The following is an 18167-nucleotide window of genomic DNA, read 5'->3' as shown; positions in this document are numbered from 1 at the left end:
GAACTTTCGTTTTTCTTGCACGAAAACATGAAACCCGTTATCAGAGCGCGATACGAAAGGACCCATCATGAATATTGATGCTATCTCGATTGGCAACAATCCTCCAGAAGACATCAACGTAATTATCGAAGTGCCAGTTGGCGGACAGCCGATCAAGTACGAGATGGACAAAGAAGCTGGTGCTCTGTTTGTGGACCGCTTCCTTTATACGCCGATGACCTATCCGGGCAATTACGGCTTCGTGCCGCACACGCTTTCAGAAGATGGCGACCCGATCGACGTTCTGGTCTGCAACACACGTCCCTTGATCCCTGGTTGCGTGATCAATTGTCGCCCAATTGGCGTTTTGGTCATGGAAGACAATTCTGGCAAGGACGAGAAGATCATTGCGGTTCCTTCGCCAAAACTGACGCAGCGTTATGAAAAAGTGCATGATTACTCCGACCTGCCTGAAATCACGCTCAAGCAGATCGCGCATTTCTTTGAGCACTACAAAGATCTCGAGCCCGGCAAATGGGTGAAGATCGGTGACTGGGGCGATGAAGATTACGCACGCAAGTTCATCGTTGAAGCGATTGAACGCGCCAAGGGCAAGTAATTTCCCCTATATTTTAACCAAAACGCCCGGGTCAAAGCCCGGGCGTTTTCGTTAAGTCCATATTCTATTTTTTTACAGAAGCGCTGGAAGCAAGGTCGTCCACATAAACTGGCGGATGAAGAAGATAATCAGCAGCAATACGATCGGCGAAAGGTCTATGCCGCCGAGATTAGGCAGGATATTGCGGATCGGGCGCAGTACAGGTTCGGTAACCTTGTAAAGAAACTCGCCGATGGCACCCACGAAACGGTTGGAAGAATTGACGACGTTGAACGCATAGAGCCACGAGAAAATGGCGCTTGCGATGATGATCCACGTATAGATATCGAGCGCCAGATCAATGGTGCGAAACAATGCGATCATAAAGTCTTCTCCTTGAGAACTTGCCGAGATGTGGCGTTTGCGTTCGTCAAGAACAAGACCTGTTCCTTTGGATTTTCACGTGGTCGTCAATCATAGCGTCTGATGACATGGACGACAGGCTTCTATATCAATTTGTAGGACATGCATTTTATCTATGTTGTAGCGTCTGTTCGGGGCAACTGATCAAACATGAAGCTCTTTGGAATCTGGCCTCTGGTGACACAGAGAATTTACCGGCTGCACGGCGAAAGGGTCGTGTGGTTTTCCAGAATGAGCCGCAAGGGCCTGGGATTAAGAAGTATCCTTTCCACCCATGCACATGTGCCTTTCTGGCAAACCCAGAGCTACAACGCTTATATAGGTATTTCCTTTGCCACAGGGGCATTCATATTCGCGCTGGCAAGCATTCTGATGTTTTGTTCGCTGCGCTGGTCACAGCTCGCCAATATCACCAATCTTGCATTCTTCGTGGGTTCAATTCCGTTTACGCTTGCCGCAAGCCTCCAGCATTTTCAATCGGCCAATTCACCGGATTTCACGAATGACGAGCCAACGCGGGAAATCGGCACGCGTCGTTGGTCGATTATCGGATGGCATCCTAAAAGTGCGGGCTGGCTCAGTTCGTTTACGCAATGGCTGGGAACGATTGCCTTCAATATCAGTACGTTTAACAGCATTGCGGCACCCGGTTCCCATGAACTGAGCGTTCTCGAAATATGGGCACCCAATTTTGAGGGATCCGTGTTGTTTCTTGTATCGGGCTATCTCGCCTTTGTTGAAGTTGGCAACAAATACTGGAGCTGGCGTCCCAAAAACCTGTCCTGGCAGATTGTTTTCATCAATCTTTTGGGCTGTATCGCCTTCATGATTGCCGCGGTCACACCAACCTCTCCAGTGAGAGATGATGCATTGTGGCTGCTGGCCTATTCCAACACACACACGCTGATCGGGGCATTATATTTCCTGATGGGAGCAGTGCTGCTTGTGCGTGAAAGCCGCTTTGCAAACTCGGGCTGAGAAGCCTTAAAGCGTGTTTTGTTTTGCGATGGTCATGCCGATCAAATCATTGACATGTTCCAGCGCATGATCACGCACACGCATATTGCGAAGATGCTCAAGTGTGTTGGAAACATAGTCTACATTTGCGCCCGAACCGCCGCGTGCAGAAGCAACGATTGCAGCAGCATCCTCGGCTTTGAGTGATCCCGCATATTGGCTATGACGGCGGTCCGCAATATAGGTGACAGCCTTCACGTCGCGACCATCAGCAAGACGCAGCCCCAGCCATTTTTCGTGATAGACGTTGTTCGACATTTCACGTTCGCGCAAATAGACCATGACCTCATGCGTCATGTCGCCCGGAACACGAAAAGCCATGCCGAGGCACGAGCCGCCGGCATCTAGCCCCAGCACCAGGCCGGGATGATCCGGTGTTCCGCGATGCACATGCGAATATATGCACAGGCTGCGGCGATAGCCATGCAGACGCGCACGCACAGTTTCGACATGTGCAAAGCCCGGCCTCCACATCAGGGAGCCGTAACCAAATACCCAGAAATCATTCATTCGCTGTTCGTCGGTGTGCCGTGTCATGATGAGAATCAATATATGTTCAATTATGGCGAGTTTTTATCGGTAATCGCAGGATATACCGCATTTTTTAATCGCTAGAACTCTACAAGACTCATTCCTGCCATAATATAGCCACCTGTTGAGGACAGCAGATTATATGATGACCTCTCATGGTCGGAAACATCTGTCTGGTGTAGCTAACCAAGTGTTTGATTAAATAAGGGCTTTTTTGATGGCGTATGCCGATGTTGAAACCAAAAAATCCAGGAAGCGCCCAATCATAATAGCGGTGATTGTTCTCGTGCTTGTTGCAGCCTACACAGCTGGCTGGTTTTACATTGCAGGTGAAATCGAAGGACGCGCCAAGGCTGATATGGCCAAGCTTGCCTCACAAGGTGTGGGCGTTCAATGCGAAAACCTTCATACCGGTGGCTATCCTCTTCGTGTCAATGTGGTTTGCGACAGCATTTCATGGCAAAAGCCTTCGGAAGGCATGGCGCTGCGTGCAGGCCGCTTCACCTCAGGATCACCTGTTTACGCTCCGCGCTCGCTCAGCAATGCATTGACAGGTCCGGCTTTTGTCGAATTTCCTGGCATTCAGCCACTTGAAATCAACTGGAATTTATTCACCTCCAACACACGCCTTGCTCGCCCATTTCCGACCGAAATCGAGGTGAATGCGCGTGAAGTGCGTGTTGGCGTGCGAACGGAAACCACCACCACTGAACAGATCAGCAAACTTGAGCAGATGAATTTCCGCATGAGCAGCGAGGATGATCAGCTTAAGATCAACGGACGTTTTGCAGCGTTGAAACTTGAGCCCTTTCTGATTGGCAATGCCAAAAGTCCAGAGATTGACGGTTTGGTCGATCTGGAAGTTGCTAATGCTGCAACATTTCTCGCGCCTAGCCCGGCACCTTTCAATGAACGCATGCGCGGCCATAGCGGCGTGATCAATCAGGCGTTTTTATCGATGCCGAATGGCGCCATGCTTTCGGTTTCAGGACCGTTTTCGGTTGATCTCGAAGGCCAGATCGATGCTGCTCTGAAAGTTACGATGGTCAACCCGCAATCTTTTGCGCAGGCTGGCCAGACTGTGTTTCCCGAACAGGGCGGCAATATCGCAACCGTGCTTTTTGCGCTTTCCGCCATGCCGAAAGACGAAAACGGCAATCCCATGATAGAGATTGCCGTTCGCAAGGGAAGAGCCAGTGCGGGCTTTATTCCGCTCGGACGTTTGCCAAATTTGTAGGGCAGTAAGGCAGTAAAGGAATAGGACAGTATTTTAACCTGCCCCAGTCGTTTTTACTCGCCGGGTTGCGGCGCTGTCTGACGCCCGAAATTCGGCGCATCAACTTCCTGACCTGCATCAATGATGCTGCGGCGAACGGCACGCGTGCGGCTGAAAAGATCAAACAGCGCATCGCCATCGCCCCAGCGAATCGATCGTTGCAGGGATGCCAGATCTTCCGAGAAGCGTGCCAGCATTTCAAGGATCGCATCCTTGTTGTGCAGGCAAACGTCACGCCACATGGTCGGATCGGATGAAGCCAGACGTGTGAAGTCGCGGAAACCCGAAGCCGAATATTTGATGACTTCCGATTTCGTTACCTGTTCCAGATCGCTTGCCGTGCCGACAATATTGTAAGCAATGATATGCGGCAGGTGCGAAACGATGGCCAGCACCAGATCGTGGTGCTGCGGGTCCATCTGGTCCAGGCGCGAACCACAGGCAGCCCAGAATGACGACAGCTTGTCGATAGCCGTCTGATCGGTGTCGGGCAGCGGCGTGAGAATGCACCAGCGATTGGTGAACAGTTCTGCAAAACCGGCATCTGGTCCCGAATATTCCGTTCCGGCCAGTGGATGACCTGGAATGAAATGCACGTTTTCAGGCAGTTCCGGCTGCATCTGCGCGATCACCGATGCTTTGGTTGAGCCAACATCAGTGACGATTGCGCCGGGCTTGAGGCTACCTGAGATCTGACGCGCAACTGTGCCGGATGAGCCGACTGGCACCGAGACGATGACGAGATCGGCGTCTTTGACGGCCTCAGCGCTGTCAGTAAAGTAACTGTCGCCGAGGTTGAGTTGCTCGGCGCGTCTGAGTGTTTCAGCACTGCGTGTGGCAATGGCGATATGATCGGCCAGACCTTCGCGACGGATGACGCGCGCCAGCGACGAGCCGATAAGGCCGATGCCGATAAGCGCGATTTTTTTAAAATGGGTTGTAGACATTGTTCTATTTTAAAAACTCAGTGAGAGCGGCGACAACGCCGCGATTGGCCTCTTCCGTGCCGACGGTCATGCGCAACGCATTGGGGAAGCCGTAGCCGCCAACGCGCCGCAGGATATAGCCGCGCTTTGAAAGATACTCATCTGCCTTGTCTGCCGAATGTGCGGCAGCGTCCGGGAAATGGATCAGCAGGAAGTTTGTCACGGATGGGGTGACGCGAAGACCAAGCTTGGTGAATTCGTCACTGAGCCATGACAGCCATTTTTCATTAAATTCGACCGATTTAACCACATGAGCGCGGTCGCGGATTGCGGCTGCACCGGCAGCAATCGCTGCCGAGTTCATGTTGAACGGGCCACGAATACGATTGACCGCATCGATGATGTGCAACGGCGCATACATCCAGCCAATACGCAGGCCCGGCAGGCCATAGATTTTTGAGAAGGTACGCGTCATGACGACATTTTCGTTTGACGATACCAGCTCGAGGCCTGCTTCATAATCGTTGCGACGCACATATTCTGCATAGGCTGCGTCCAGCACCAGCACGACATGTTTTGGCAGGCCTGCATGCAGACGGCGTACTTCCTCAAACGGCAGATAGGTGCCAGTTGGATTGGCTGGATTGGCAATGAAAACGATCTTCGTGCGCGCCGTAACGCCTGCAAGGATCGCGTCGACATCGATGCGCTCGTTCTTTTCCTTGACCGTTACAGGTGTTGCACCCGCGCCAAGGGTCTGGATTTTATAGACGGCAAAGCCATGCTCGGTGATAATGGCTTCGTCTTCGGTTGCAAGATAGGTCTGGCACAGAAGGCCGAGTAATTCGTCCGAGCCATTGCCACAGATGATGTTGCCGATGTTAAGCCCCTGCGATTCAGCAATGGCTTCGCGCAGCGCAAGGGCTTGTCCGTCGGGATATATTGCCAGATGATCGGCCCAATATCGATAGGCCTCGACCGCATGGGGGCTGGGACCGATCGGGGTCTCATTGGAGGAGAGCTTATAGACCTTTGCAACGCCTTCTACATGTTCCTTGCCTGGCACGTAAGCTGCAATGTCGAGCAGACCGGCTTTAGGCTGGGGACGGGAAAGGTTTTGCATATTGGTCATGATTTTGGCTCCGCCAAAAGGACTGATGTTAAGGTTACGCAGCGGGCATAAACCGCCGCTGCGTTCAAGTCGAGAAAAACCTTACTGTCAAAGGCTACAGAGCTATTTTTGGTGGTCTTTTGACGGTGTTTTTCTTATTCCGCTCAGCGGGGTTCCCTGCGGTGCTAAAACCGGCACGAAAACGCGGCGCGAGGAGCGTTGTGCGACAGGCAGGCCCTGATACAGTCGCTTCTGTGCTTCCACCACCAATACGCCTGAAAAGAGCGGCCATAGTTTGCGCCCCAAACTCTCCAATGCCATGCATGGGCGCATGAGCCAGCGACGTTTTACCGGCGGGAAATGAAGTGCATTGCTGATCGTGTTGACGGTGAAGTTCGCTTCGCGCAGCAAGGTTGTAAGCTGTGTCCTGCTATAGGGGCGACCGCTGCCAAATGGTGTGCGATCAAGGCGCGCCCAGACACCGCGCCGGTTTGGAACAACAATCACCAGCCTGCCATTGGGTGCAAGCACCCGCCACATTTCTTTGAGCGATTCAGCAGCATTTTCTGAATATTCCAGTGCATGAATCATCAATATCCGGTCGATCGAGGAATCGGGCAAAGGCAGTTCCTCGTCAAAAACCAGAGCAGTTGCTGATTTTTCTGCGTTTGGCCAAGCAATCGCACCCTGTCCCGCTGGCATGAAGGCAAAGCTGCGTTCGGTATCAGCGCTGAAACGGTCGAGATAGGGAAGGCTATAACCAAGGCCTACCAGCCGCTCCCCCGGCACATGGCCCCATAATGCGGCCAGCGCCATGCGGATGGAACGCTCGGATAGGTGACCCAGCGTCGTGTCGTAAAAAGAGCGCAGTTCGATAATGTCTGGATGCATGCGATCACGCTATATCAAATCTATTGAATGGCAAATGGTGCAATTCGGACAAAGCATGGTATAGAGCGTCCTTTGTGCGTCCAATTGGACGCACAAAGGACGCTCTAAGCTTTTGTTTAACGCGCATCTTAGTCCGGAAACTATTCTACACTTTTCGGATGCGCTTTAAATCAACGCATAGTTCTTTCTAAAAATCGATTTCGATTTTTGGGCCGATGCTGTAGAGCGTGCCTTTCAAAGCTATTTATGCTTGTAAATCAGGAGACGCAGCAGATGCCTCATGTCGGCGGTAAAACCATTGATGTGCTTTTTAGCCCGGAGGAAATTGCTGCGCGTAATCTCGCGCTTGCGCAGGAAATTGCCAAACGCGATTTTCACAATCTGCTGACGATTTCGATCCTCAAGGGATCATTTATCTTCGCAGCAGACCTTATTCGCGCCATGCATGATGCCGGTGTCGAGCCGGATGTCGAATTCATCACCGTTTCCAGCTATGGCAAGGGTACGACCAGTACCGAAGTGCGCCTGCTGCGTGATATCGACAGCGATGTAAAAGATCGCGACGTTCTTCTGATCGATGATATTCTTGAATCAGGCAAGACGCTGAAATTTGTGCGTGAACTGATGATCGAACGCGGTGCGCGCAGCGTCAGCATTGCCGTGCTGCTCGATAAGAGTGTGCGCCGCAAAGTCGATCTGCATGCCGATTTCGTAGCTTTCGAATGCCCCGACTATTTTGTCGTCGGCTATGGCATGGATGTGGGCCACTCATTCAGGCAACTGCCCTACGTCGGGCATGTGAAGGAGTAGTACCAAATTTCGAGCGGCTGTTTGGGTATCAATCAAACTGCAACAGCCGCTGGAGATATTCTTTCTCCATCTGCGGGGTGAGGGCGTTGCCGAGCTTACGGCGGATTTCATCAAGAATTTCACGGGCACGCTGAATATCAATCTCGCCTGGAATCTTGACGCCGTTTTCATTGGACATGCCGCCTTGCTCGCGGCCCAGTGGATCGCGGCCTCTCTGGCCATTCTGTCCACTTTGACCTTGCCCTTCTTGTCCCATGGCTTGCTGCATTTTTTGCATCATATCGCGGCCACCACGGCGAAGAGCCTCCAGCGCATTGCCTTGCTGATCGCCCGCTTCGGACCCTTCGCTGCGGCCCAGCGCATCAGCGGCATTGCCCATGGATTTGCCCGCATCGGAGAAGTCCTGGTTGGGATCAATGCCCATGCCTTTGAGGTCTTCAGTGAGCTTCTGTAATTCCTGCTGAAGCTGCTGTTGCTGTTGTTGCAGCTTGCGCATCGCTTCAGCCATTTCAGATGGCGTTCCGCCGGGCTGACCACCTTGCTGCGGTTCGCCCTGACCCATTGAGCCATCATCGCCGGGCATCTGGCCGTCTTCGCCAAATTCACCTTCGCCATTATTGAACTGCTGCTGCATCTGTTGATCGAGATTGAACGTCTCGTTCATCGTCTGCTGCTGGCGGCGCATCAGATCGCCCAGCTTGTTCATCTGCTGTTGCATCTGATTGGCCTGACCCTGACCTTGCCCCTGCTGGCCGGGCTGCTGTTGCTGGCCCATTTGCAGATTGTTCATCAGGTCCTGCAATTGCGACAGAAGCTGTTCGGCCTGATCACGCGAACCCTGACGTGCCAGATTTTCGATCTGGTCCATCATGCGTTGCAAATCCTTATCGGTCAAAACCCGTGCATTGGGGTCCATCGGCTGATTTTGGGCGTTGGGGTTCTGCTGCTGACGCTGCGCAAATTCACGCAGGAATTGCTGCATTGCTTCGCGTAATTCTGCGGTCAGCTTTTCGATTTCTTCCTGTGACGCACCGTTCTGCAACGCATTGCGCAACGCTTCCTGTGCTTGACGCAAACGCTTTTCGGCTGCCGACAGATTGCCGTCTTCGATGCCCAGAGCCACTTGCCACATATAATCAGCCGTATCGCGCAGTGCATCGTCGCCTGTTGCCAAACGCAGACGCGTGCGGATGGTCACGAGGCCCAGATAATGGGCTTTGTCCTTAATTGTCTCTTCCGGGCGGATCATCAGCGCGGAAAGCATGTCGCGGACATGATCGCGTCGTGTGGCATCAAGCGCAAGAATGCGGCGCTGTTCGGCGACGGCTTTCGCAAGCGGGTTGGAGAAAGGACGTTCGGGCAGGGTGATGATCTTGGTTTCGCTGCGCGCGCTCTTGCCACCCGCATCGGTTACAACAAGTGTGAGCGCCACTTTCTGGCCTGCCCATGGATGCTCAGTCAGGTCTTTGGACGTGGTTGCTTCTTTGGTTCCGCGACGCGGCAGGGCAAGCGGTAGGTCCGGTGCATCATAAAGCGGCGCTGTTTCCTCGTCTTCATAGTCAATGTCGAGCGGAACGATTTCGCCATAGGCTTTGACTGCGCCGTAATCGTCGGTGATTTCATAGGAAAGCTGCAAAGTGCCGTTTAGCGCGTGGCCCGGCTCTTTGCTAAAACGAATGGTTGGCGGATTGTCTGGCGTGACAGCAAATACCCAGCGGGCGTCAATGCCTGAGAGATTGAGCGTCTGGTCCTGTTGCAGATCATAACGGAAGTTGCGGCTATCATCGACGCTTGTTTGCTGGTCTTCTTCACCCTGTTTTGGTGCAACGGGTTTTATCTCTGCGCGATGGCCCGTGGCATCCGTTGTGGTTAGCCTTTCGGAACTCCCGCCAATGACACGGATATTGACGATGCTGCCTTGTGGCACTGTTATCGGCTTTTCGGCACTTGCATCATCAAGCGCCGTGCTGAGGAATATTGGCGCACGACCGGTATAAGATGGTGGCGCTACCCATGCATCAATACGCGTAACCGCACTTGGTGAGCCTGCACGGATGTTAAACGCGTCGGCAATCTGACCGCTATTCGGACTGAGGCTATAGGCGGCGGCGGTCACAAACAGCAAGGCCACGACAGCGCGCAGTGCATAAGGATCGCGTTCAGGAATGTGCGGACGTGGAACGCCCGATTGCAGATTTTTAAGCCGCTCAGCCATGCGGCGCTGATGTTCCTGCCAGAGCGCAACGGCAAAAGGATCATTGGCTCCTGTCGCCATCTGTCCGGTCTGTACGGCCAGTGGCTCATGGATTAGTCCGTTTACGTCTTCAATGCGAGCGGTGATAGCCTCATCATCCGGCAGGCGGAAACGGAAAGGCAGATAAAGCGCAACAACGCCTGCGAGGCCAAAAAGCCCAAGCACGCATAAATGCAGCCAGCGCGGCATCAGCGCGAAAAGCCCAAGCCAGCTTAGGCTTGCAAAAAGGGCGATTAACAGAATCAGCGGCAACACGAGCGGCCATGTCCGCTCGAAGCTGATTGTCAGAAAGCTTTGCAGACGCAGGCGCCGAAGGGCTGCACCCTCGCCGGAAAACAGGCGGAAAAACGCATCGCGCTTGCGGATTGGCAAGTCTTTGCTGTCTTTTGTCTGTTGTGTCATCGGGTCTTTCTGATGCGTGTAACGCCTATGGTTGTTTCATAGAATAACACGCATCATGGCAAAGGCGAGGCTTTGACTAGAATTATAGCCAGTCCGGTACAGAATCGAGTGCCAAAAGCTCTTCATAGGTCCGGCGCGGACGAATGACGTGGTAGCGATCACCATCCACCAGCACTTCGGGGATCAGGAGACGGCTGTTGTAGGTGCTCGACAGAACCGCACCATAAGCGCCGGTCGTGCACACGGCAATCAGATCACCGGGAGCAGGCTTTGCCACTTCGCGGTCGACGCCGAGATAGTCGCCTGTTTCACAAACTGGGCCGACAAAATCGGCACGAATGCGTGGGGCGTTATCTTTGGTTTCCAGAACAGGCTTGATGTCGTGGAAAGCTTCGTAAAGGGTCGGACGGATGAGATCGTTCATCGCCGCATCGACAATGACAAAATTCTTCGCATCGCCTTCCTTGACGAAAATCACTTCCGTTAGCAACAATCCGGCATTACCAACGATCAGGCGCCCCGGCTCGAAGACGGTCTTGAGTCCTAGTGGCTTGATGTGCTTTGCAACGATTTCGGCATAGGCAACAGGCAGCGGTGGCGGGTTGTTATCAGTGCGATAAGGAATACCCAAACCGCCGCCGACATCAACGTGACGGATATTGTGGCCATCGGCCTGCAATTCTTTTACCAGCTCTGCCATCAGCGCAAAGGCATGATCAAAAGGCTCAAGATCGATGATCTGGCTACCGATATGCATATCGATGCCGACAACGTCGAGACCGGGCAGGCTTGCAGCGCGTGCATAGGCTTGGCGGGCTTTTATGCGCGGAATGCCGAATTTGTTTTCGGACTTACCAGTCGAGATTTTGGCATGGGTCTTTGCATCGACATCGGGATTGATGCGCAAGGACACCGAGGCAACCTTGCCTGCCTTCACCGCACGGGCAGACAGAATTTCAAGCTCAGGCTCAGACTCGACATTGAAGCAGTAAATCCCTGCTTCGAGTGCAAAATCCATTTCATGCGGGGTTTTTCCAACGCCGGAAAACACGATTTTGTTGGCCGGAATACCGGCAGCTAAGGCACGGCGGATTTCGCCTTCCGAAACCGTATCGGCACCGGCACCGAGCTTGGCGAGTGTCTTGAGCACAGCCAGATTGGAATTGGCTTTAAGCGCATAGGTCACCAGTGTTTCCATATCGGCGAAAGCTTCGCCGAAAACGCGGAAATGGCGCTCAATCGTTGCGCGGGAATAGACATAAAATGGCGTGCCGACCTGCTTTGCGATCTCAGGCAGGCTCACATTTTCGGCGTGGAGAACGCCGTCGCGATATTCAAAATGATTCACGGGAAACAATCCGAATGGGGGAGAAATTACAGGATTTTGTCGAGGATGAAGGGCTTGTCTTCCTTCGGTTTTTCGACGGTGCGGCCCTGTTCATTGGTGATGAGCTGTGCTGGCGGTGGCTCAAGCGGACCTTTACGACCGCAAGCGGCAAGAGTAGCAGCAAGAGCTGCGATCAGCAGCATGGAAGAAATGGCGGAGCGGCCTGTCATCAGCTTTGGTTCCCGGAATTTGTCGATGGGTCAGGTCTAACCCAAAATATCAGAAAGTGAAATCACTCCTTTAAGAGTGACTTCACTAAGATGGCCAGCTTAAGCTTTCGCTAAAAGGTTTTTCCAGTAAGCAATTTGCTTGCACACTTGCTGTGGTGCCGTGCCGCCAAATGACTGGCGGCTTTCGACCGACTGCTCAACCGTCAGATAGCCGAAAATCGCTTCGGTAATGCCCGTATTGATCGACTGAAGATCTTCAAGCGTGAGTTCTGCGAGATCAACCTGCTTGCTTTCAGCAAGAGCCACAGCGCGGCCAGTCACATGATGCGCATCGCGGAATGGAAGGCCCAACTCACGCACGAGCCAATCTGCGAGATCAGTTGCGGTTGAGTAACCGGAACCGGCGGCTTTTTTCATGCTGGCGACATTGATTGTCATGTCGCGCACCATGCCGGACATGGCAGCGATTGCGAGCTCCAGATTTTCGGCAGAGTCGAAAACCTGTTCCTTGTCTTCCTGCATATCCTTGGAATAGGCGAGCGGCAGACCCTTCATGATGGTCAGAAGTGCCACGAGCGAACCATTGATGCGGCCGGTCTTGGCACGCACGAGTTCGGCAGCGTCCGGGTTTTTCTTCTGCGGCATGATCGACGAGCCGGTCGAGAAGGCGTCGGACAGGCGCACGAAATTGAACTGCGGTGTTGACCAGATGACGATTTCTTCAGCCAGACGCGACAGATGACCGGCACAGATTGCGGCCAGTGACAGGAATTCCAGCGCATAATCGCGGTCGGAAACGCTATCGAGCGAATTGCGGGTTGGTTCGCGGAAACCAAGCGCTGTCGCAGTCATGTGGCGATCAATCGGGAAGCCGGTTCCAGCAAGCGCTGCTGCACCGAGTGGCGATTCGTCCATGCGTTCAATCGCATCGCGTACGCGCGACAGATCGCGGCCAAACATTTCGACATAGGCCATGCAATGATGACCAAAGGTGACAGGCTGAGCTGTTTGCAGATGCGTGAAGCCTGGCATGACGGTTGCCGCATGTTCTTCAGCGCGTTCAAGAAACGCTTGGATTAGGCCTTCGAGTGCGACCGCAGTTTTCTGCATTTCCTGCTTGACCCAGAGGCGGAAATCGACGGCTACCTGATCATTGCGCGAACGGGCTGTATGCAGACGTCCGGCAGATGCGCCAATCAGATCGGCCAGACGCGCTTCGATATTCATATGAATATCTTCGAGCTTGCGTGAGAAGGTGAATTTGCCGTCCTCGATTTCCTTGAGGATGGTTTTCAGGCCGTCTTCGATCTTTTTATGATCGTCTGCCGCAATGATGCCAGTCTTTGCAAGCATGGCAGCATGGGCGAGCGAGCCCTGAATGTCCTGCGCATAGAGCTTGCGGTCGAAGCCGATCGATGCATTGATCTCTTCCATGATCGCATCGGGCCCTGAGGCAAAACGGCCGCCCCACATCTGATTGCTTGATTTTTGTTCGCTCATGCTCGTATGCCTCGAATGCAAGACTAGGAAAGAAGTGACGCGAGATGGCAAAAGACAACGATAAGGCTAAGTCAGGAAATCGCAGGATCGTCTATCTTGCCGCTCTGGCCGGTGTCATTGCCGGTATAGGCGCGGTATACTTGATTGAACGGCCTTCTGGCAATGCTACAGCCAGCAATGTTTCTGCGCAAAATGATGAAGCTTCTGCACAATGTGCGTTGAAAGCGAATAGTCTGAAGAGCCTAGATGAAGCTGCAACTGGAAGCGTTGCCGCTATGCGCGCAGCTGAAAAGCCGATTTCAGTGGCCCATATCGCCTTTACCGGACCTGATGGCAAGCAGATGACGCTTGGCGATTACAAGGGCAAGACGCTGCTGGTCAATCTTTGGGCTACGTGGTGTGCGCCATGTCGCGAGGAAATGCCGGAGCTGGATAATCTTCAGGCGGCAAAGGGCGGAAGCGATTTTGATGTCGTTGCGATCAATATCGATACCGGATCAGACGAAAAGCCGAAGAAATTCCTCGAAGAGATCGGCATTAAGAGCCTGAGCCTTAATCGCGATGCTACCATGTCGAGCTTCAATGAGTTGAAGCGTAGCGGCCTTGCTTTTGGTCTTCCGGTGACCTTGCTGGTCGATAAGGACGGCTGCCAGATTGCCTCGATGAATGGTCCAGCCCCATGGGATGGACCAGATGCGATCAAGCTGATTGAAACTGCGCAAAAACTTTAGATAGACAATTTTTATATTCGGTGGCTTCCTTTCCTTTAAGAGAGAGGAAGTTTTCCATGAGCATTGAAGTCTGGCTGGCATTTTCTGCCGCATCCATTGTGCTTCTGATTATTCCGGGGCCAACGGTTTTGCTCGTGGTGTCCTATGCGCTTGGGCAGGGATGGAGAGCTGCACTCCCGATGGCAATTGGCGTGGCGCTCGGTGACTTTACCGCTATGACGCTTTCGATGCTTGGCGTTGGGGCGCTTCTCGCTGCATCGGCTACGGTTTTTACTGCGGTTAAATGGATTGGTGCTGCCTATCTTATTTGGCTTGGCATAAAACTGTTTCGGGCTGGTGGCACAATGGATGCCAAGGCGCGGCATGATCAGGTAAAGCCGGTTAAAATGCTGCTTCATGCATGGCTGGTGACAGCACTCAACCCAAAAAGCATCACGTTTTTCGTCGCGTTTCTGCCGCAGTTCTTAAGCCCGCATGCCGATTTCGCGACACAGATGCTGGTATTCGAGAGCACATTCCTTGTGCTGGCATTTCTCAATGCCTTTGCTTATGCGCTGATTGCCACGCGTGCGCGGCGTTTCTTTGCCAATGAACGTGCCTTGCGCATCTTCAATCGCGCTGGTGGAACAATGCTCATAGGTGCAGGTGTCGCGACTGCATCAATGCGCTCAAGCTGAGACGAAACCGGCACGCTTTAACTGAACGATTGTGAGTTCGAGTGCTGACAGGAATGCCGAGCGGTCTTTTGCAGAAAAGGGCGCTGGTCCGCGCGTGACTTCACCGGCGGAACGCAGTGAATCCATCAGATTGCGTGTGGCAAGCGTGTTGCCAATGGTGCTTGCCGTATGCACCTTGCCATTGGGGCCGATAACAGATGAACCCATTTCAATCGACCGGCTCACTAGCGGAATATCCGCGGTAATCACAATGATACCGGGGCGGGAGTTTTCAGCAATCCAGTCGTCTGCTGCATCAAGCTTGTCGGAAACGATGACGCGCTCCACGCGCTCTGCATCGCGCGGGATGGCGATGTAGCTGTTTGCGACAATCACGACGGATAAATTGTGCCGTTCGGCGACACGATAGATTTCTGCCTTCACCGGGCATGCGTCGGCATCGACAAAAATGCGGATTATATTGTTCTCAATATCCATGCCGTTTCATAGGCAGAAGCGAGCCATTTGGCAAATTGATCGCAGCAATCAGATTTATGAGATAGCGCAATTCTCAGAACCGGATTAGAGCAGGCGCCAAAGAAAAGAGTTTCTGATCATGGCTACCCGCTTTTTCCCCCTCATGTTTGTTCTGCTCTGGGCCACCGGCTTCATCGGGGCTGGGCTTTCTATGCCCTATGCAGAACCATTCAGTTTTATGGCGGTGCGGTTCTCCATTGCAGCAGCCATCATGATCCTGTGGGCTTTGGCAAGTCATAGTGTGTGGCCAAGAGGCAAAACGCTGCTCCATGCAGCCATTGTTGGCTGTCTGATTCATGGGGGGTATCTTTCAGCACTTTTTTGGGCTGTGCATCACGGATTGCCTGCGGGCATGTCGGGATTGGTTGCGGGTCTTCAACCGATGCTCACCACGCTGATTGCGGCTCTTCTTTTGGGGGAACGCGCAACGGGGCGGCAATGGCTGGGACTGCTGATTGGCTTTCTTGGCGTGGCTATGGTGGTTTGGCCGAAATTTTCGGGCCATAGCGGTGTTGATCCGAAAAGCCTGTTTGCAGCCTTTGTGGCAGTGCTGGCTATCAGCACGGGAACGGTCTGGCAAAAGCGTTTTGGCACGGTAAGCGATTTGAAGTCAGGAACTGCCGTTCAATATATCGCTGCCGCTACATTGACCGCGATCTGCGCTTTTGCCTTTGAAACCCGCGTTATCATCTGGTCGCCACAACTTATCTTCGCGCTGGTTTGGCTGACGCTTGCCATTTCCATCGGCGCTATTCTGGCGTTTCTGGTTATGATCCGCGAAGGCGCAATGTCCAAAGTGGCATCGCTGTTTTATCTGGTCCCGGGAACGGCTGCGATCATGGCCTATCTGATTTTTGGCGAAACACTCGGACCCATTCAGATTGCAGGCATGGTTGTGACGACGCTCGGCGTTGCACTCACTACTTTGCGTCGATAAGTTCGGGTTGCTGTTCGCGTTTGCGGAAGATCATGATCGCGGCATTGATTTCGGCGCCGATGATGAAAATTGCCGAAAGCATATAGAGAAACACGATTGCCACCATGATTGATGCAAGGCCTGCATAGGTGGTGACGTAATTGGCAAATGTTTCAAGATATTTCGCAAAGGCAGTTGCGGCCGCAAGCCATGCAACGAGCGTGATGCCAATGCCCGGCAGAATGTCACTCATGCGGCGTTTTCCGGCGGGCAGCCAGATATGCACGATGAACAGGGCAAGCACCAATACGCTGACTGCGATCGTATAGCGCCAGATGGCGATTGTTCCGGTGAAAGGCGCGATGTCTGGGAACCATTGCTCGGCGAGGCGCACGGCAAGTGGTGCCAGAACCAGTAGAAAGCTGATCGCCATCAGGCTGATCGTACCGATAAGCACAAAGCCTAAGCTTTGCAGGCGGCAGAAAATGATCGAACGCTGATCGCTCACGCGGTAGGCGCGGTTGAGCGACATACGCAGCGCTTCTACCCCATTGGAGGCAAAATAAGCGGCTGCGATCACACTCAATGTCAGAAGTCCGCTGCGCTGAACGGTTAGAACATTCATCACTTCATTGGCGATGGGGCCAGCAATGTTAGACGGCCACATGTCGAAAATGACATGGACTGCCGTGTTGGCAAACTCCTTGGTGCCAAGAAAACCAGCGAGTGTTGTTGCGAAAATCAGGAAGGGAAACAGCGCCATAAGCCCCGAAAGCGCGATATGCGAAGCAAAAGCCCAACCGTCGTCACTGCTGAAATGCCAGTAAACGTCGTAAGTGACCTGACGGAGAAAACGTTTAACTTTTCGCATCCGTAGATTTTTTCCTTCGGTCGACCGACATTCATTCCAAGCGTTTAAATCTAGTATTAGATTCAATATTGCAAGGGGATAGCGGTTTTAAACTTAGTGTGGTGGATTTGAAGTTCCTATCATTTGTGTTGCATTCTCGTTTAGGAACTTCAAATCCGTAAACCACACTAAATTCAAAAGTTTACTAGTATGGCTTTGAACCCGAAATTCGCTCCTGAAGCTGCTTCAAAGTGATACGAATTTCGGGTTCGCCATACTAGGACGAATCAAGCATTCTGACTAAAATAGGAGCGGAATCCGTATATGGTCGTGGAAAATGCAAAGCGTAGCATCCTCATTACCGGCTGCTCTTCGGGTATCGGTGCTTTTTGCGCGGAGGCTTTGCATCAGGCCGGTTGGCGGGTGTTTGCAACAGCGCGCAAGGATGAGGATATTGCAGCACTTGAGGCAAAGGGAATTGAGGCCTTCTATCTCGATTATACCGAGCCGCATTCAATCGAAGCGCTTGTCGATGCGGTGTTGCGTGCAAATGATGGAAAGCTTGATGCTCTTTTCAACAATGGTGCCTATGCGCAGCCGGGAGCCATTGAAGATTTACCGGTCGAAGCGTTACGTGCTCAGTTTGAGGCCAATTTCTTTGGCTGGCATGATCTGACGCGCCGGATCGTTCCCGTAATGCGTGCGCAGGGCCATGGCCGTATCGTGCATTGCTCCTCTATTTTGGGCCTTGTGCCGATGAAATGGAGGGGAGCTTATGTTGCTTCGAAATTCGCGCTTGAAGGGCTGATGATGGCGCAACGCATGGAACTGGAAGGTTCGGGCATTGAAGTATCGATGATCGAACCGGGGCCAATTGCCTCGCAGTTCACCTATAATGCAGCCATGCATGCGCGCGCCAATATCGATCTCGAGCATTCCGTGCATCGCGAATTATACCAACGCCAAATGGCAAAGCTTGAAGGTGGCGGCACCAAATCCAAAAACAAGCTTGGCCCGGAAGCGGTTTACGCGGTACTTATTCATGCACTGGAAGCGCCAAAGCCGTGTCCGCATTACGCAGTTACGCGTCCCGCGAAACTGGGTATTCTGGCACGACGCCTGCTGCCGTCACGCTGGCTCTACAAAATGCTGTCCGACCAGTCTTAGAGCATTTCCAGCAAAAGTGTGTAGCGGTTTTGCGT

Annotated in this window: 19 protein-coding genes; 8 read left to right on the top strand and 11 right to left on the bottom strand. The window is 52.9% G+C overall.

The genetic code is table 11. The features are described from left to right. Positions 1 to 67: 67 nt before the first annotated feature. The gene (gene ppa / locus CEV31_RS04445) at positions 68 to 598 is read left to right on the top strand and encodes an inorganic diphosphatase (RefSeq protein WP_094505688.1); all 531 of its coding nucleotides are present in this window, start codon (positions 68 to 70) and stop codon (positions 596 to 598) included. Between the two features lie 72 nt (positions 599 to 670). On the opposite strand, the gene CEV31_RS04440 is transcribed toward ppa, so the two are convergent. Continuing rightward, positions 671 to 961: a YggT family protein gene (locus CEV31_RS04440; protein WP_094505687.1), complete on the bottom strand. Its 291-nt coding sequence runs from the start codon at positions 959 to 961 to the stop codon at positions 671 to 673. A 270-nt stretch (positions 962 to 1231) separates the two neighbouring features. Between CEV31_RS04440 and CEV31_RS04435 the strand changes: the two genes are divergently transcribed. Next, on the top strand, positions 1232 to 1978 hold the full coding sequence (locus CEV31_RS04435; protein WP_094505686.1) for a hypothetical protein: 747 nt from the start codon (positions 1232 to 1234) through the stop codon (positions 1976 to 1978). A gap of 6 nt (positions 1979 to 1984) precedes the next feature. Here CEV31_RS04435 and CEV31_RS04430 read toward each other — a convergent pair whose 3' ends face one another. Beyond that, positions 1985 to 2554: a gamma-glutamylcyclotransferase gene (locus CEV31_RS04430; protein WP_094505685.1), complete on the bottom strand. Its 570-nt coding sequence runs from the start codon at positions 2552 to 2554 to the stop codon at positions 1985 to 1987. A gap of 211 nt (positions 2555 to 2765) precedes the next feature. On the opposite strand from CEV31_RS04430, the gene CEV31_RS04425 reads away from it, so the two are divergent. After that, a complete protein-coding gene (locus CEV31_RS04425; protein WP_094505684.1) occupies positions 2766 to 3785 on the top strand; it encodes a DUF2125 domain-containing protein in 1020 nt (339 codons plus the stop codon). Between the two features lie 53 nt (positions 3786 to 3838). Here the strand turns inward: CEV31_RS04425 and CEV31_RS04420 are convergent, their stop codons facing one another. The 3 genes from CEV31_RS04420 to CEV31_RS04410 form a co-directional block, all read right to left on the bottom strand. Next, positions 3839 to 4771 (bottom strand): prephenate/arogenate dehydrogenase family protein, encoded by a 933-nt coding sequence (locus tag CEV31_RS04420; protein ID WP_094505683.1) that lies wholly within the window; start codon positions 4769 to 4771, stop codon positions 3839 to 3841. A gap of 4 nt (positions 4772 to 4775) precedes the next feature. Further along, positions 4776 to 5882 (bottom strand): histidinol-phosphate transaminase, encoded by a 1107-nt coding sequence (hisC, locus tag CEV31_RS04415; protein WP_094505682.1) that lies wholly within the window; start codon positions 5880 to 5882, stop codon positions 4776 to 4778. Positions 5883 to 5984: 102 nt separating this feature from the next. Then, entirely contained in the window at positions 5985 to 6752 is a 768-nt protein-coding gene (locus CEV31_RS04410; RefSeq protein ID WP_094505681.1) for a class I SAM-dependent methyltransferase, read from the bottom strand. Positions 6753 to 7025: 273 nt separating this feature from the next. On the opposite strand from CEV31_RS04410, the gene hpt reads away from it, so the two are divergent. Beyond that, positions 7026 to 7562 (top strand): hypoxanthine phosphoribosyltransferase, encoded by a 537-nt coding sequence (hpt, locus tag CEV31_RS04405; protein ID WP_094505805.1) that lies wholly within the window; start codon positions 7026 to 7028, stop codon positions 7560 to 7562. 28 nt (positions 7563 to 7590) lie between these two features. Here the strand turns inward: hpt and CEV31_RS04400 are convergent, their stop codons facing one another. From CEV31_RS04400 to argH, 4 genes are all read right to left on the bottom strand, one after another. Further along, positions 7591 to 10218 (bottom strand): TIGR02302 family protein, encoded by a 2628-nt coding sequence (locus tag CEV31_RS04400; RefSeq protein ID WP_094505680.1) that lies wholly within the window; start codon positions 10216 to 10218, stop codon positions 7591 to 7593. An 82-nt stretch (positions 10219 to 10300) separates the two neighbouring features. Next, on the bottom strand, positions 10301 to 11566 hold the full coding sequence (lysA, locus tag CEV31_RS04395; RefSeq protein ID WP_094505679.1) for a diaminopimelate decarboxylase: 1266 nt from the start codon (positions 11564 to 11566) through the stop codon (positions 10301 to 10303). 26 nt (positions 11567 to 11592) lie between these two features. Beyond that, a complete protein-coding gene (gene lptM / locus CEV31_RS04390) occupies positions 11593 to 11775 on the bottom strand; it encodes an LPS translocon maturation chaperone LptM (RefSeq protein ID WP_094505678.1) in 183 nt (60 codons plus the stop codon). Positions 11776 to 11874: 99 nt separating this feature from the next. After that, positions 11875 to 13275, bottom strand: coding sequence for an argininosuccinate lyase (gene argH, locus CEV31_RS04385; RefSeq protein WP_094505677.1), 1401 nt, complete (start codon positions 13273 to 13275; stop codon positions 11875 to 11877). Between the two features lie 44 nt (positions 13276 to 13319). On the opposite strand from argH, the gene tlpA reads away from it, so the two are divergent. Next, on the top strand, positions 13320 to 14006 hold the full coding sequence (tlpA, locus tag CEV31_RS04380; RefSeq protein ID WP_094505676.1) for a thiol:disulfide interchange protein TlpA: 687 nt from the start codon (positions 13320 to 13322) through the stop codon (positions 14004 to 14006). 56 nt (positions 14007 to 14062) lie between these two features. Further along, positions 14063 to 14683: a LysE family translocator gene (locus CEV31_RS04375; RefSeq protein WP_094505675.1), complete on the top strand. Its 621-nt coding sequence runs from the start codon at positions 14063 to 14065 to the stop codon at positions 14681 to 14683. On the opposite strand, the gene CEV31_RS04370 is transcribed toward CEV31_RS04375, so the two are convergent. Then, complete coding sequence (locus tag CEV31_RS04370) at positions 14675 to 15160, bottom strand: YaiI/YqxD family protein (protein ID WP_094505674.1); 486 nt, start codon at positions 15158 to 15160, stop codon at positions 14675 to 14677. The genes CEV31_RS04375 and CEV31_RS04370 overlap by 9 nt on opposite strands. A gap of 118 nt (positions 15161 to 15278) precedes the next feature. Here CEV31_RS04370 and CEV31_RS04365 point away from each other — a divergent pair, with 118 nt between their 5' ends. Continuing rightward, positions 15279 to 16136: a DMT family transporter gene (locus CEV31_RS04365; protein WP_094505673.1), complete on the top strand. Its 858-nt coding sequence runs from the start codon at positions 15279 to 15281 to the stop codon at positions 16134 to 16136. Here CEV31_RS04365 and CEV31_RS04360 read toward each other — a convergent pair. Next, positions 16120 to 16986 carry a YihY/virulence factor BrkB family protein gene (locus tag CEV31_RS04360; protein ID WP_094505672.1) on the bottom strand — a complete coding sequence of 289 codons (867 nt, stop codon included), beginning with the start codon at positions 16984 to 16986 and terminating at the stop codon, positions 16120 to 16122. The two genes, CEV31_RS04365 and CEV31_RS04360, sit on opposite strands and share 17 nt — an antisense overlap. Before the next feature lie 303 nt (positions 16987 to 17289). Here CEV31_RS04360 and CEV31_RS04355 point away from each other — a divergent pair, with 303 nt between their 5' ends. Continuing rightward, complete coding sequence (locus CEV31_RS04355) at positions 17290 to 18132, top strand: SDR family oxidoreductase (protein ID WP_094505671.1); 843 nt, start codon at positions 17290 to 17292, stop codon at positions 18130 to 18132. The last annotated feature ends 35 nt before the right edge of the window (positions 18133 to 18167 follow it).

Source organism: Brucella thiophenivorans (genome assembly GCF_002252445.1).
GTDB classification, from domain to species: Bacteria; Pseudomonadota; Alphaproteobacteria; order Rhizobiales; family Rhizobiaceae; genus Brucella; species Brucella thiophenivorans.
The sequence above is the reverse complement of the archived record's forward strand: the minus strand, read 5'-3'. Positions and strand labels throughout refer to the sequence as shown.

Bases quoted from the DNA above. Each gene is read 5' to 3' on its own strand.
- ppa (WP_094505688.1), top strand. From the start codon at position 68: ATGAATATTGATGCTATCTCGATTGGCAACAATCCTCCAGAAGACATC.
- CEV31_RS04440 (WP_094505687.1), bottom strand. From the start codon at position 961: ATGATCGCATTGTTTCGCACCATTGATCTGGCGCTCGATATCTATACG.
- CEV31_RS04435 (WP_094505686.1), top strand. From the start codon at position 1,232: ATGAGCCGCAAGGGCCTGGGATTAAGAAGTATCCTTTCCACCCATGCA.
- CEV31_RS04430 (WP_094505685.1), bottom strand. From the start codon at position 2,554: ATGACACGGCACACCGACGAACAGCGAATGAATGATTTCTGGGTATTT.
- CEV31_RS04425 (WP_094505684.1), top strand. From the start codon at position 2,766: ATGGCGTATGCCGATGTTGAAACCAAAAAATCCAGGAAGCGCCCAATC.
- CEV31_RS04420 (WP_094505683.1), bottom strand. From the start codon at position 4,771: ATGTCTACAACCCATTTTAAAAAAATCGCGCTTATCGGCATCGGCCTT.
- hisC (WP_094505682.1), bottom strand. From the start codon at position 5,882: ATGACCAATATGCAAAACCTTTCCCGTCCCCAGCCTAAAGCCGGTCTG.
- CEV31_RS04410 (WP_094505681.1), bottom strand. From the start codon at position 6,752: ATGCATCCAGACATTATCGAACTGCGCTCTTTTTACGACACGACGCTG.
- hpt (WP_094505805.1), top strand. From the start codon at position 7,026: ATGCCTCATGTCGGCGGTAAAACCATTGATGTGCTTTTTAGCCCGGAG.
- CEV31_RS04400 (WP_094505680.1), bottom strand. From the start codon at position 10,218: ATGACACAACAGACAAAAGACAGCAAAGACTTGCCAATCCGCAAGCGC.
- lptM (WP_094505678.1), bottom strand. From the start codon at position 11,775: ATGACAGGCCGCTCCGCCATTTCTTCCATGCTGCTGATCGCAGCTCTT.
- argH (WP_094505677.1), bottom strand. From the start codon at position 13,275: ATGAGCGAACAAAAATCAAGCAATCAGATGTGGGGCGGCCGTTTTGCC.
- tlpA (WP_094505676.1), top strand. From the start codon at position 13,320: ATGGCAAAAGACAACGATAAGGCTAAGTCAGGAAATCGCAGGATCGTC.
- CEV31_RS04375 (WP_094505675.1), top strand. From the start codon at position 14,063: ATGAGCATTGAAGTCTGGCTGGCATTTTCTGCCGCATCCATTGTGCTT.
- CEV31_RS04370 (WP_094505674.1), bottom strand. From the start codon at position 15,160: ATGGATATTGAGAACAATATAATCCGCATTTTTGTCGATGCCGACGCA.
- CEV31_RS04365 (WP_094505673.1), top strand. From the start codon at position 15,279: ATGGCTACCCGCTTTTTCCCCCTCATGTTTGTTCTGCTCTGGGCCACC.
- CEV31_RS04360 (WP_094505672.1), bottom strand. From the start codon at position 16,986: ATGCGAAAAGTTAAACGTTTTCTCCGTCAGGTCACTTACGACGTTTAC.
- CEV31_RS04355 (WP_094505671.1), top strand. From the start codon at position 17,290: ATGGTCGTGGAAAATGCAAAGCGTAGCATCCTCATTACCGGCTGCTCT.